General features: G+C 38.4%; 13 protein-coding genes and 1 pseudogene. 4 read left to right on the top strand and 10 right to left on the bottom strand.

The features are described from left to right. Positions 1–224: 224 nt before the first annotated feature. Positions 225–767 (bottom strand): COP23 domain-containing protein, encoded by a 543-nt coding sequence (locus PN471_RS02375; protein WP_271775505.1) that lies wholly within the window; start codon positions 765–767, stop codon positions 225–227. Positions 768–1116: 349 nt separating this feature from the next. On the opposite strand from PN471_RS02375, the gene PN471_RS02370 reads away from it, so the two are divergent. Both PN471_RS02370 and clpB read left to right on the top strand, forming a co-directional pair. Further along, positions 1117–2721: a serine/threonine-protein kinase gene (locus PN471_RS02370; RefSeq protein ID WP_271775504.1), complete on the top strand. Its 1605-nt coding sequence runs from the start codon at positions 1117–1119 to the stop codon at positions 2719–2721. A gap of 221 nt (positions 2722–2942) precedes the next feature. Continuing rightward, complete coding sequence (clpB, locus tag PN471_RS02365; RefSeq protein ID WP_271775503.1) at positions 2943–5561, top strand: ATP-dependent chaperone ClpB; 2619 nt, start codon at positions 2943–2945, stop codon at positions 5559–5561. A gap of 268 nt (positions 5562–5829) precedes the next feature. On the opposite strand, the gene PN471_RS02360 is transcribed toward clpB, so the two are convergent. Continuing rightward, a complete protein-coding gene (locus PN471_RS02360; RefSeq protein WP_193898953.1) occupies positions 5830–6240 on the bottom strand; it encodes a helix-turn-helix domain-containing protein in 411 nt (136 codons plus the stop codon). Next, positions 6228–6515 carry a type II toxin-antitoxin system HigB family toxin gene (locus PN471_RS02355; RefSeq protein WP_271775502.1) on the bottom strand — a complete coding sequence of 96 codons (288 nt, stop codon included), beginning with the start codon at positions 6513–6515 and terminating at the stop codon, positions 6228–6230. The genes PN471_RS02360 and PN471_RS02355 overlap by 13 nt, the downstream gene beginning before the upstream one ends. Positions 6516–7017: 502 nt before the next feature. Between PN471_RS02355 and PN471_RS02350 the strand changes: the two genes are divergently transcribed. Together PN471_RS02350 and aroF are read left to right on the top strand one after the other, a co-directional pair. Further along, positions 7018–7557 (top strand): hypothetical protein, encoded by a 540-nt coding sequence (locus PN471_RS02350; RefSeq protein ID WP_271775501.1) that lies wholly within the window; start codon positions 7018–7020, stop codon positions 7555–7557. A gap of 324 nt (positions 7558–7881) precedes the next feature. Continuing rightward, positions 7882–8922: a 3-deoxy-7-phosphoheptulonate synthase gene (gene aroF / locus PN471_RS02345; RefSeq protein ID WP_271775500.1), complete on the top strand. Its 1041-nt coding sequence runs from the start codon at positions 7882–7884 to the stop codon at positions 8920–8922. 60 nt (positions 8923–8982) lie between these two features. Here aroF and minE read toward each other — a convergent pair whose 3' ends face one another. The 7 genes and pseudogenes from minE to PN471_RS02310 all read right to left on the bottom strand — a co-directional run. Further along, on the bottom strand, positions 8983–9288 hold the full coding sequence (gene minE / locus PN471_RS02340; protein WP_193898963.1) for a cell division topological specificity factor MinE: 306 nt from the start codon (positions 9286–9288) through the stop codon (positions 8983–8985). A 37-nt stretch (positions 9289–9325) separates the two neighbouring features. Beyond that, positions 9326–10132 (bottom strand): septum site-determining protein MinD, encoded by an 807-nt coding sequence (gene minD, locus PN471_RS02335; protein ID WP_193898947.1) that lies wholly within the window; start codon positions 10130–10132, stop codon positions 9326–9328. A 209-nt stretch (positions 10133–10341) separates the two neighbouring features. Continuing rightward, positions 10342–11403, bottom strand: a complete 1062-nt coding sequence (minC, locus tag PN471_RS02330) for a septum site-determining protein MinC (RefSeq protein WP_271775499.1) — start codon at positions 11401–11403, stop codon at positions 10342–10344. 167 nt (positions 11404–11570) lie between these two features. Further along, entirely contained in the window at positions 11571–12899 is a 1329-nt protein-coding gene (locus PN471_RS02325; RefSeq protein ID WP_271775498.1) for a four-carbon acid sugar kinase family protein, read from the bottom strand. Beyond that, positions 12896–13351 (bottom strand): DUF29 domain-containing protein, encoded by a 456-nt coding sequence (locus PN471_RS02320; RefSeq protein ID WP_271775497.1) that lies wholly within the window; start codon positions 13349–13351, stop codon positions 12896–12898. The genes PN471_RS02325 and PN471_RS02320 overlap by 4 nt, the downstream gene beginning before the upstream one ends. A 57-nt stretch (positions 13352–13408) precedes the next feature. After that, positions 13409–13681 (bottom strand): annotated as a pseudogene (locus PN471_RS02315) (hypothetical protein); the annotation flags it as partial. Positions 13682–13785: 104 nt separating this feature from the next. After that, on the bottom strand, positions 13786–14235 hold a 450-nt coding region (locus PN471_RS02310), incomplete at its 5' end, for a DUF29 domain-containing protein (protein WP_271775496.1).

Raw genomic sequence — 14235 nt, 5'->3', positions numbered from 1 at the left:
GCAGGGAACGGGGCTGGGGGGTTAGGTTTTTGGAGATTATTAGGACTTACGCACAAGTCACGGAATAATGAACCACGTTCGCGAAGCGTGCCGAAGGCATAGGAACGAAGAGAACGAAGAAAAGAGGGTTTGAGAGATATTTTGCGTAAGTCCTGATTATCTGTTTTATCTAATACTTTCCAAACAACCTCTTAGCAAGGGGAGGGTGAGGGTGGGGTATTTTGTTATTTAGAGATATTTTTGAGATATTCACCCAGATTCAAGTAAGTATTTTCACCTGAACTTTGCCAAGTTAGGTCTGAAGTTCTACCTTCTCTGATATCCTCAAGTTCAGCTAAAACTGTAGTGGGATTTACACCTGGTCTGACACTAAATAAAATATTGTTTTTATTGCATTCACCAGGTTTAGCTGCACAGATAACTCCCAAACCGTTTAACTTACCGGTTGTTAAATAATCTAATCGGCCTTGTTGGTGAAATTGCTGGAATTTTTTACTTACTTGTTCACAGCGTCTTTTAGGAGTCCATTCGCTACTGGGAAAAGAGTCAGATTTCCAAGCAATTATGGGTACATAAGGGTTAGGTTTTTTGTCGGGAACGAAAGCCATGGTAGTGGGAACTTTTCCCGTATTACTTTTGTAAGAAATTGAACGACAAGCAAAACTAACTTCTTGCTTGGGAATGTCTTGACTCAAACCGGGGTTAACACTCAGGGTAACTGTCAATGCGGTGAATGCTAAGACACTAGTTAATGCTGGTAGTTGCATAATGTTTGACCTTTGATTACTGAATTTTGGTGATTATGGCGCTACTTTTTTTAAACTTTATAGGTGTTGGTGAGTGAAAATATGAATTTTTCTCACGCAGAGGCGCAGAGGCGCGGAGTTTGAGACATGGAATTTTTGATTTTCATGTCTCAATTCAGCAAGGCTACTTGATACACACATAACTCATAACTGATTGTATACTAATTTTTTGAAAATATTCAGATGTTTACTTAGAAGTTAATTTTATGATACAATCCGGCTTAACAGGTAGAGTGAATTGAACTGTATAAAATTTGCTGTTTCCTGATGGATAAACCCTGTACCTCTATCATGTACTATCCTATCTATCATGTACTATTGTACCCGACCCCACTGCCCTAGTCCCGAAAACCGGTTTCCTGACTCTCCAGATCCTAATACTGCGTCGGGAATATTCTGTCAAGCTTGTGGAATGCCCCTAATATTAAAGGGGAGAAAGGGACATTATCAAACTATTAAACCTCTGGGGAAAGGAGGATTTGGTGCTACTTTTCAAGCTATTGATTTAGATTCTGTGAATCAGCGTCAATGTGTGATCAAACGATTGAATATTAATGACAACCCGGAAATTTCTGACAAACTTGTTGAAGGAATCAAAGCAGCTTTTGATCGAGAAGCTCAGGTTTTAGAATTTTTAGGTGATAATAGCGGGAATATTCCCACTTTATATGATTATTTTTCCTTTACCGCTCCTGTTTTTGGTCAACAAAAAGAGCTTGAGTTTAAATATTTAGTACAACAATATATCCAAGGTGAAGATCTATCTCAGGAACTCAGAAGGAAAGGTCGTTTTTCCGAAACAGAGATTTTAGATTTCTTAAAGCAAATTTTACCGATTTTACAATTTATTCATCACCAAGATTCTATCCATCGAGATATTAAACCCAGTAATATTGTTAGAGAAACAGCCACACAAAAACTATTTTTAATTGATTTTGGGGCGGTGAAACAAGTTGTTTCTGGTGAAACAAATATGAAAAAATCCGTAGCTTTTTTTACAAAAGTATACGCTTCTCCTGAACAAAGACCTGAAGAAGGAAGAATAGGAGAAATTTATCCGTCTAGTGATTTATATAGTTTGGCTGTTACTTGTCTGGAGTTACTCACAGGTACAACTCCCGTTGATTACCTTAGCAATAATTACCAAAATTGGCGACAACAAGCTAGTAGAATTATTAGCCCTTCTCTAGCTAATATTTTAAACAAAATGCTTAGGGATGAGCATATATACCGGTTTCAATCAGCAGCAGAAGTTATGACGGCTGTAAATGAATCTCGAATAACTACACCACCGACTGAACCACCGACAATTATTCCTAAACAACTTGAAATATTAAAGCCTTTGCTGATTAAATCGGTGTTTTTGATATTTCCAATAATTGTTGGTGTGATAGGTGTTAATAGTTATTTGCGATTACCAAAAGTAGTAGAAGTAGTAGAATATGCAAAATCTGGGATTAAGTTTCAATATCCTAAAAATTGGCAAGAAACGCCAGCCATAGATAAATTAACGCGAATTGTCCCGAAAAATACGATTTCATCTTCTCTAACTCCAGAATTTTTTATCACTATAGATGAGTTATTCCATTCGGAAACTTTGGTAGATTATACTCAGTTTTCTATCCGACAAATTGAAGCATTAGGACAAAATGCGAAAATTATCAAATCTGGACAAATACAACTTGGTGAAACACAAGGTTATCAGGTAGTTTATGAGTTCAGAGATAATATCCACAAGGTAAATTTCCAAGAAATGCAAGTATGGATTGTTAATGATAAAAAAGCCTATATTCTCACCTATCGCGCTGAAGATAAATCCTATCCAGAGTTTGCGAAAACTGTGGAAGACACCATAATTAAATCCTTTAGACTGGAAAAATCCACCTCTGAAAAACCCACAAGTCCAATCTGGTAATTAAGTTTTAATTACAAAAAAGGGAATGGGGAACAGGTTACAGGAACAGGGAACAGGGAACAGGGAACAGATAAAAAACACTGACAACTAACAACTGACAACTTATTACTCCAGATTGGGCAATAATACTACATTTTAAAGACGTGAAGACCGATCTAGCAATTACGCCAAATATTTTTACAATGATCTTATTAAACGGTAGTTTGTTATTCTAAAAGCTTATGCAGCCAACCAACCCCAATCAATTTACAGAAAAAGCCTGGGAAGCGATCGCTCATACCCCCGATGTCGCCAAACAATATCAGCAACAGCAGCTAGAAAGTGAACACCTGATGAAAGGGTTGCTGGAACAGGAAGGACTGGCCAGTGCAATTTTCACCAAAGCCGGTACAAATCTCCAAAAAGTCCGCGATCGCACGGAGCAGTTTATCCAACGTCAACCCAAGGTATCCGGTACTAGTGCTTCTGTTTATCTAGGACGCAGTTTAGATACATTATTAGATCGGGCAGAAAAATATCGTCAAGAATTTAAAGACGAATTTATTTCTATTGAACATTTGCTGTTAGGTTACGCCAAAGATGATCGGTTTGGCAAGAGTTTGCTGCAAGAATTCGGTTTAGATGAAACCAAACTCAAAAATATTATTAAAGAAATTCGGGGGAAACAAAAAGTGACTGACCAAAATCCAGAAGGTAAATATCAATCACTGGAGAAGTATGGACGTGATCTCACAGAAGCCGCCCGCAAAGGTCAGCTAGACCCCGTAATCGGTCGTGATGATGAAATTAGACGGACAGTCCAAATTCTCTCCCGCAGAACCAAAAATAACCCGGTTTTAATTGGTGAACCTGGTGTGGGGAAAACTGCGATCGCTGAAGGGTTGGCACAGCGCATTGTAGCGGGTGATGTTCCCCAATCTCTCAAAGATCGTAAACTCATCAGTTTAGATATGGGGGCTTTAATTGCGGGAGCAAAATTCCGAGGTGAATTTGAAGAACGTCTCAAAGCCGTATTAAAAGAAGTCACCGAATCCGGTGGGAATATTGTCTTATTTATTGATGAAATTCATACCGTTGTCGGTGCAGGTGCAAGTCAAGGGGCGATGGATGCCGGAAACTTATTAAAACCCATGTTAGCACGGGGTGAATTACGCTGCATTGGGGCGACAACTTTAGATGAATACCGCAAATATTTGGAAAAAGATGCCGCTTTGGAAAGACGCTTTCAACAAGTTTATGTAGATCAGCCCAACGTTCAAGATACAATTTCTATCTTACGCGGGTTGAAAGAACGCTATGAAGTCCATCATGGGGTGAGAATTTCTGATAGTTCTCTTGTCGCTGCTGCCACCTTATCAAATCGTTATATTAGCGATCGCTTTCTCCCCGACAAAGCCATTGATTTAGTTGATGAAGCCGCTGCTAGACTGAAAATGGAGATTACCTCTAAACCCGAAGAACTAGACGAAATAGACCGAAAAATCCTCCAATTGGAAATGGAAAAACTTTCCCTCCAAAAAGAAAGTGATCTCGCTTCCCGGGAACGGTTAGAAAGATTAGAAAAAGAACTCGCTGATCTCAAAGAAGATCAAAGAGCCCTTAGCACACAATGGCAATCTGAAAAAGGGATTATCACCAAAATTCAATCTATTAAAGAAGAAATTGACCGAGTTAATCTAGAAATTCAACAAACAGAAAGAAACTACGATCTTAACCGGGCTGCAGAATTAAAATATGGTAGACTAACAGACCTACATCGGCAATTACAAGCCGTAGAAACTGAACTTTCCCGCACTCAAAAAACCGGAAAATCACTATTACGCGAAGAAGTTACAGAAGCCGACATTGCCGAAATTATTTCTAAATGGACAGGCATTCCTCTCAACAAATTAGTCGAATCAGAAAAAGAAAAACTCCTGCATTTAGAAGATGAATTACATCATCGTGTCATCGGTCAACAAGAAGCCGTCACCGCTGTAGCTGATGCCATTCAACGTTCTCGCGCTGGACTTTCTGACCCCAACCGTCCCATAGCTAGTTTTGTCTTCCTTGGTCCAACCGGTGTCGGTAAAACCGAACTAGCGAAAGCCTTAGCTGCCTATATGTTTGACACCGAGGAAGCTTTAGTGCGGATTGATATGTCCGAATATATGGACAAGCACAACGTTTCTCGACTAATCGGTGCGCCTCCCGGATATGTCGGTTATGAAGAAGGAGGACAACTAACAGAAGCCATTCGTCGTCGTCCCTACGCGGTAATTTTATTCGACGAAATTGAAAAAGCCCACCCCGACGTATTTAATATTTTCCTACAAATTCTTGATGATGGTCGGGTGACAGATGCCCAAGGTCGCACAGTAGACTTTAAAAATAGTATCATCATCATGACCAGTAACATTGGTTCTCAATATATCCTAGATATATCTGGAGATGATAGTCGTTACGATGAAATGCGGAATCGGGTGATGGAAGCAATGCGAAATAGTTTCCGTCCAGAGTTCTTAAACCGTCTGGATGAATTAATTATTTTCCACAGTTTGCAAAAATCGGAATTGCGGAATATTGTCCAGTTACAGGTAGATAGGTTAAGACAAAGATTAACTGACCGCAAAATGGCTTTGAAATTATCCAGTGCTGCTCTTGACTTTTTAGCAGAAGTAGGATATGACCCTGTTTTTGGTGCCAGACCATTAAAACGAGCAATTCAACGGGAACTAGAAACCCAAATAGCCAAAGCCATTTTACGCGGTGATTTCAGCGACGGTGACACCGTTTTTGTAGATGTGCAAAATGAGCGTCTTTCCTTTAATCGTTTACCTGCAGAGGTGTTTACAGGTTAGAAGATAATGGGTAATGGGTAACGTCTAACCAGCAGCGTCCAGGTAATAACTGTAATGTGGGGTAATTTGGAAAATGAGTGTTGAAGTTGAATTTTTATCACTTTAACTTCAAGTTTAAAAGACTGTATTTTTCTAGTTTATACCCAATATTCAGCAAAAAGTACCTGGCGCTACATTTTTATTTATATATTTAACAACAGATATTTTTGATCCATTGAAATGGTTAAACAATCAGCAAAGTTTATTTCTTGGCCTAATAACTTGGATACTAATTCAGAAATACTTTAATGTTTACATGAAAACGTTCTGCTAATTGTTGAATTTGATTAAAAGTTAATGCTTTTTCTTGGTTTAAAATAGCTTTTATCGTTTCAGATGAACCAATTTCCGGTAAATCTGATAAAGTCAGTCTGTGTTCTTCCATTAAATAAGCTAAAACATCATTTCCATGACAATTAGGAAGAGGATAATGTTCTGTTTCATAAGCTTCAATTATCGTTCCCAAGGTGTCTAATAAATGATAAAGAGGATGTTCTTCATTAGTACCAATTTCATCAAGTAAATCATTTAATCTTGTAATTGCTTGTTCATATTCTTCTTGATTACGAATTGTTAGTAAAGGAGAAATAGCATTCCAGTGGGTATTAATATCTGGGGGAAGAGTGGTTAGTTTTTCCATAGATTTTTGTCGTATTCTGAATGAGTTAAGATATAACGAATGTAAATTTTTTGGCGATTAAAGTGAATAGAAGTAATCAACCGATATTTATTACCACCAATATTAAACACTATTAAATCACCTACGATATCAGCACTAGGAAAAACAGAGTGTAATTCATCAAAATTTTCAAAAGTGTTTGAATTAATAAGTTTTAACCAACGAATTAGCGCAGTTTCACTATCAGGATATTTTTCCCAAAATTGACGCAGGACTTTACGAGAAATAATGTGCATGACTGGATTTATAAAGCTATTATAGCAAATTTTCACATAAAACTGCAAAAGATTGTAAACTATCTCATGAAATCCCCAACTTCTTTTTTGATTCTGAAAAATACATGAATCAATTAATCTCAGAAGTCGGGGATATAAAAGTTTAGTGATTAAGAGGATGTTTGAAAAGTTTCCGGCGATTAGAAATCGCTACTACACAAACAAAGTCCACCTGCGTGGACTAACGAAAAATCAAGGCTTTTGAACCCACGTATCCCTTACGGGACCGAAGGAATAGGTGGGTTTCGTCTGTGTGGTTCCGCGACTTCTAGTCGCCCTTGCAAGTAATAAATTAGACTTTTCAAACACCCTCTTAAAAGAAATACATAAAAATTAAATTATTTTAATAATCCAGGGAATAGATTCCCTATCTCAAAGCCAAAGTTTAATTTACTGAAAGAATATTTGACAATCACATCCTGAAAATCCTTAAATCCTGGACATCCTGATTCAGACAAAAAAAATGACAGAAACAACCGCCAACTATGATCAAACATGGAAAGAAGCAATAGGAGAATATTCTGAATTATTCATCCAATTCTTTTACCCCAACCTCCACGAAAAAATTGATTGGAGTAAAACACCAATATCTTTAGATAAAGAACTAGAACAAATTACCGCATCAAGTCATGATATTATCAATTTAATTAAGTTCATTGATAAAATGATGACCTTACCACCACCATTACAAACAGAGTTCAACGATAAATTAGAACAGCATGAAAAGGAGTTAAATATGCCTTTCCTAAGCACTATTGAAGAAATGGCTCAAGAAAGAGGTGAAGCAAAAGGTAAACAATTAGGTGCTAGAGAAAACTGCCAAAACAATATTATCAAAATTCTCGCTAATAGATTTGATTCTGTTCCAGAATTGATGAGTGATTCTCTCAAGAAAATTGAGGATATGACGATTCTAGAAAATCTACTGTTATCGAGTATTAGTGTTAATTCTTGGGAGGAATTTCAAAAGTTAATTGATGCAGAATTACAGCCAAAGCAATAATATTTAATTCCTGATTTCTTCTATGATGAGGAAGTCAGGGGTTTCTCAAAATCCTCATCCTGTAAATCCTTAAATTCTGGAAATCCTGATTCTGACAATCATCATCCTGTCAGTCTATTGATAAACTAATAACTATAGATATATGTTTAATTATGCACAAAACCTTTTACAAAGACATAGATTTTAATTTTTTTAGTAAAATTAAAAGCACCAATTACTCCCTGTTGAAGAAAAAGTACCTAACGCTACATTTTTTTTCATAAGTTTTTCTTGTTAATCTAATAGTTAGTTAATCAAAAATTTACTTAAAAAAGGAACTCGTAAATGATTATCGTCATGAAAGTTGGTTCCCCACAGGAAGAAATAAATCGGATTACCACAGAATTATCTAGCTGGGGACTAACACCAGAAAAGATTATTGGTCAACATAAAGTAGTCGTTGCTTTAGTGGGGGAAACTGCGGATTTAGATCCACCTCGTATTCAAGAATTAAGTCAATGGATTGATCAAGTATTACGAGTGGAAGTACCCTATAAACGAGCTAGTCGTCAGTTCCGTCATGGACAAGCCTCTGAGGTGGTGGTGAATACTCCTGAAGGTGATGTGGTGTTTGGTGAACATCATCCTTTGGTAGTTGTGGCTGGACCTTGTTCTGTGGAGAATGAAGAGATGATTGTAGAAACGGCACTGCGGGTAAAGGGGGCAGGAGCTAAGTTTCTGCGGGGTGGTGCATATAAACCTCGTACTTCACCTTATGCTTTTCAAGGTCATGGTGAAAGTGCTTTGGAATTGTTAGCTACAGCCCGGAAAGTCAGCGGACTGGGGATTATTACAGAAGTAATGGATACGGAAGACTTGGAGAAAATTGGCGAAGTTGCTGATGTGATTCAGGTGGGAGCGAGAAATATGCAGAATTTCTCCATGCTGAAGAAGGTGGGAGCGCAACCCAAACCAGTGCTGTTAAAACGGGGTATGGCTGCAACTATTGAAGACTGGTTAATGGCGGCTGAGTATATTTTAGCGGCGGGTAATCCGAATGTGATTTTGTGTGAACGGGGAATTAGAACTTTTGACCGTCAATATACCCGCAATACCCTGGATTTATCGGTTGTGCCGGTCTTGCGGAAACTGACCCATTTACCCATCATGATTGATCCTAGTCATGGTGTGGGTTGGTCCGAGTTTGTTCCTTCCATGGCAAAGGCTGCGATCGCAGCGGGTACGGATTCGTTAATGATAGAAGTACATCCTAATCCAGCTAAAGCCTTATCGGATGGACCCCAATCTTTAACCCCAGACCTGTTTGATAAACTCATGTCAGAATTGGCGGTAATTGGTCAAGTCATGGGCAGGTGGTCAAATTAATGCCCCCATTCGCCTTTTAATATTCAACTCAAGACAATTCAGGGCGCAGGCCCTGCGCCCCTACAGTAAGATATCACTATTTTCTAGAACTGTTTCATCTAGGCTTTCTTTAACCCGACGGATTGGTAAATTGGCAATTAAAGCCGTTGTCCGTTGGCTGCTTTCTAGGCAAAACTCCAAACCGTCTGTTTCTATTTCCACATAGCGACAAACTATTTCCAGGATTTCCTGACGCATTTTCTCTAAAGTTTGGGGGTCTAAGTCCGCACGGTCATGGGAGATTACCACTTGCAAACGACGTTTAACGTCATCGCGGCTGTTATCGGGACTACGAACAAAAAATTTTTCTAAAATTTCAAGAATCATTGCGGGTATGTGTAAGGCAGAAACACTGGCAAGTAAATTAAACAATCTTTGACCACAACATCTTTCTCAACCGGGAGAAGATGTTGTTATTAGATGAGTCAAGCTCCAGAAATTCGACAGTTTCCCCTTCCAATCTCCGAGCAATGTTCTCAAAAGCGACGGCAGCTAAAGAGGGTGTGTCTGATAATACTAAAGGTTCGCCACGATTGGTAGAGACAATCACCCGCTCATCGTCGGGGATAACTCCAATTATGGGAATGGCGAGAAGTTCCTGAACATCTTCTACAGACATCATATCATTTGCCTGTACCATTGCTGGTCTAATCCGGTTAACTATTAAGTTAATCTTTTTGACACCTTGGGCTTCGAGTAATCCTACTACCCGGTCAGCATCACGGACAGCGGAAATTTCGGGAGTGGTGACAATTAGGGCTTCTTTAGCTGGTGCTGTGGCATTTTTAAACCCCATTTCAATTCCTGCGGGACAGTCAATGATCACATACTGGTACTTTTGTGCTAGAGCATTTACCAGTAATTTCATTTGGTCCGGTGTAACGGATTCTTTATTGCGATGTTGAGTCGCTGGAAGGAGTACCAAATTAGGTTGGCGTTTATCTTTAACTAAAGCTTGTTCTAAACGACACTCCCTTGCTAAAACTTCTACTGCTGTATAAACAATGCGATTTTCTAGTCCTAGAAGTAAATCTAAATTTCTCAGTCCAAAATCTGCATCAATTAAGGCTACTTGTTTGCCTATTTTGGCTAAAGCCATCCCTAAATTAGCTGAAACTGTGGTTTTACCGACTCCTCCTTTACCGGAGGTAATGACAATAATGCGAGTCATGATAATGCTTTATGAAAGTTCAGGGAACAACAATAAAATATTTTTATTGCTATTGATTGATTCTAATTTAGTAACCTAACAGAAATTAATTACATATCCAGTATATTGCAGATAAATGAGGTACAAATATTAATGATCAAGCTTTGCACCGCAAGGGTTTTACTGCTGACTGTTAAAAACTGCTGTAGATTCTTAACTAAGCAAGAATTTTAGATCAGATTTTGTGTAACTAATTGGGTTCGACTACTTAATTGACTGCGGGAAAAATCAGCGGCTTTAACAATGCGAATTCCTTCAGGTGTAATATGTGCAACTTCAGGAAAGAAGCTGGTGAGGGTTTTTTCTGGTGATCTAGCAACAGCATCGGCTATTCGCAATTGGGTTGGTTCCATTTGCAAGGCCATAATCAGAGATTCCCGATTCCCAGCGGCACCAGCATGGGCAACTCCCCGCAATCGTCCCCAAATGAGAATATCCCCATCGGCAATGACGATACCACTAGGATTGATATCTCCCAAAATGATTACCGTACCGGGATGACGAATTTCTACACCTGATCTGACTGTCATTTGCAGATAGAGGGCATCTGCTAAGGCGCTGGGAGTCGGTTGAATATCGGAGGTAGGAGATGTTTGGGTTTGGATTTGTTCTACGGAATAACCCAGGGTACAGGCAGCGATCGCTGTTTGTCTCCGACTGGTAGCTACAGATTTTAGTTGAATTTGGTATGTATTTAAAGTTTCTGCCAAATCTTGCAATTGTCTGTTATCTAACAATCTATCTTTGGCTACCAGATGCAGGGCTGTGTTGGGTTTCCGTAAGCGATCGCCCGCGTTGAGACGCTGTTTCATTTGTTGCCAAATTTCCCCCCAATTAAATTCTGATGCCGGTACTTGCAACTCGGTGGGCAAAATTAATAATAGTCGTTCTCCTTCAGTTTTTAACTGAACTTGAATATTATGATTTACTTTTTGTTCTAGTAATTCTAAATCAGCACTTGGTAAATCGGCTAAAATAGAATCAGATTCCCCCCCATTAGGAATATTCGATTTTGGATTTTCAGCAGTAGAATTACCCTGTAAAAAAGCAATTACGGAACTTAACTCTGAATTAGGAATAACAGGATCAGCTTCTACTTTACGATCAGCAAAATCCGTGTTTTTCTTGTCCGAATGAGAATTATTTACCTCTTGATCAACCTGATCAGAAATTGACTCTGATTTAAGAAATTCAGAGTTTATTTCATCAGGTTTAGCAGAATCAAAATTCATGGAGCACTAGCCAAAATACACTAACATTTGAGATTTTCATAAAAGTTTGGTGATGGGTAATGGGTAATTGGTAATTGGTAATGGGTAATGGGTAATTGCTAAGACTCTTGCCTATTGCCTATTGCCTATTGCCTATTGCCTATTGCCTATTGCCTATTGCCTCTTGCCTATTCCCCATTCCCTATCAATCTTTGATAAACTAATCCTAAAGCATCAGCACTACCGACATTACCGGGAAACAACACCACTGGCAAATTAGGAAACAAAGGATGATCAGATGGTGTAATTACCATCGAACAACCTGCTAAAATTTGACCAAGTAATCGGGCTGAAGTTAAAGCTAGTCCCGTACTCAAGACATCGTTAGAAGTAATACCCCCCTTACTGATTAGGAATCCTAGATCAGATGGCAAACCCCTCACAATATCCATAAGTAAAGCGGAAACCGTGCTACCAAAATCTAACCTAGTTTTGACATCTTTAAAAGCCAGTTCCTGACGACTAGTGTATACTACTGGAGTTTTACCAGCATTATGTATTGCTTTGACATTTTCCAGAACCTCCGTTAGCAGTTTAGCTTGATTCTTTACCCCATTTTCCAGTAATAGGCACACATTCACTTCTATGCCTACCGTCCCCTCAACTTGTAATAATGATTCTAACTGTTGAGTTGTCTTTTTAACGTGAGAACCAACAATGATTACACCGGGTTTACCACCGCGCACATATTTTGCCATATTTTCAGCAGCAATGGGTTGGGGTGGTAAGGCAGCCAAAGCTGTTAAAATACTAGCAGCAGAACGGAATAAAAACCGTTTTCCCCGACTTGCGGCTGTTAATACATCTACCGCAAAAGAATTAAGATCCTGCTGATTTTCACCGTCTACTACAGCACATTGATTATTTTCAAGTTGTAATAAGCTTTCTAAACTACCAGCACTGATATCTGGGAGTAAAAATCTCGTAACATGATCTTCTTTAATCCGCCCCTTAGTTTTTTCCTCTACATATTTAGGCAGATAGCTGTAATTATACCCAAAAACAGAATCACGGGCAAATTCTGTTTCATGTACAGGAGTGGGAACATCATCAATAATTAGATAATGAATACTATCGCGGGTAATTCTTCCCCCTTCAAAAAATGCCGGCACAAGAAAATGAGCATCAAAGGGACCGAGTTCTTCGGCAATCACATCGGTTTCTATGGGATAATGTCCCCGTAAGGTAGAGTCAGAACGACTAACTACGAGAAAATCGGCGATTTTTTCCGCTGCTAAGGCAAGTTTGAGGTTATGACAAACTTCCCTAGTTACAGATGCGGCTGTTTCTGGAGTCAGGGAACGAGTATTTGTTAAAATAAAGAAAATCGGAGCATCATCTTTTAGTCCTAAACGTAAAGTTTCTACGTCCCAGCGCATTAATAGTAAACAACTATGGACGGTTTGTGAACCAGTAGGATCATCATCAAGAACAATTATTTTAGGTTGGTTATTCATAAATATGTGCATGGTGGTAGATATTCGACATCTAAAATTTGGTCAATTGTGTAAGGACAAATGGGAGGAAAGCAATTTAAACCACTTTTTTTCTTTGCTTGTCGGGCTGCATCATTATAAACTTGATCCAGCACGGTTAATAGATAATTGTAGAGGTTTTTTGATTTGGTTAATTTCCTGATTTCTACCCGAAAATTATCAATTTCTACCTCCCAATGATTTTTACAGTCAGGAATACTGCAATACTGGTACAATAGCAGATGTTTAAGAAGTTGCAGTAGATAACTTTCTAATTTGTGTTTTTGTTCATTCCCCAATGTGGCAATCTCCTCAATTAAGTTTTCCCAATCAATATTTTCTAAATCCTTTGTCTCTAATTGTTGCAAGGTAATTTCTAACCACTGGGGATAATCTTGTTCATAAAGAGTTTTACTCAATAATTTAGATATCATTTAGGGTTCTCCAGTTTGGTAGGGTTTAAGCATTAATTTTGGGGAATAAATTTATGATTACACCTTTGCGATTTTTCTGAGTTCTGCTTGGACATCTAAGGCAATCTGCAATGATTGATTAAGAAGTTGACCATATTCACTAGCTTGACTACTAACTTGTAAGGTTTGCAGATTAGCTAAATTATTTACCACTAAATCTTGGTTATTAGCAAGCAGTTTTTTATTATCGCGCAAAATCCGTTCACTTTTTAAAGCACGGACTAAATCTTCTCGAATTAGTTGTAGTGCAGATATTACCTGTTCTCTGTCGCTAATGTTACCTTGAGTGTTACAACCTGAGTTCGACATAAATTATCTTATGTCGAACTCAGGTGAGTTAAGTATCTATTTTAGTTGATCTACAAGATCCCCGACTTCTCAAAGAAGTCGGGGATCTAAGGATGGCTATATTCAGGAAACCAGTTTTCATCTAGGATTTGTTCTAAGGAAGCAATGGGGGTAAGGGGGAATATGTCAATAGGAAGTTCTGATCTGTCGCTGACTAATTTTCTAGCATCTTGATAACATTGATCAAATATTTCTAAAATGTAAGGTTTTAAACTAGGACTATCTCTAAGTTCATCTTTTATCTGTGTACGAAAAGTCCTAATTTCCCCCTTCCAATGTCCTTGATTTCTTTCTCTTTCACTATCCCAACATTTTAGCTTGAGTAGATGTTCCAGCAGTTTAGTTAATAAACTTTTAATTGCACGCTTTTCACTTCTACCCATAGTTTCCAATTCTTCTAATAAATTCTCTAAATCAACAGCAGAAAATTCTCCTGTACGCAGTTGGTTAATGGTTGTTCTGATCCACAGGTAATAATCTTGATCGTATAAGGTTTG

It is taken from the genome of Aphanizomenon sp. CS-733/32 (assembly GCF_028330045.1).
GTDB lineage: Bacteria > Cyanobacteriota > Cyanobacteriia > Cyanobacteriales > Nostocaceae > Dolichospermum > Dolichospermum gracile.
Note: the sequence above shows the minus strand (reverse complement) of the source record. Positions and strands in the feature narration are given on the sequence as shown.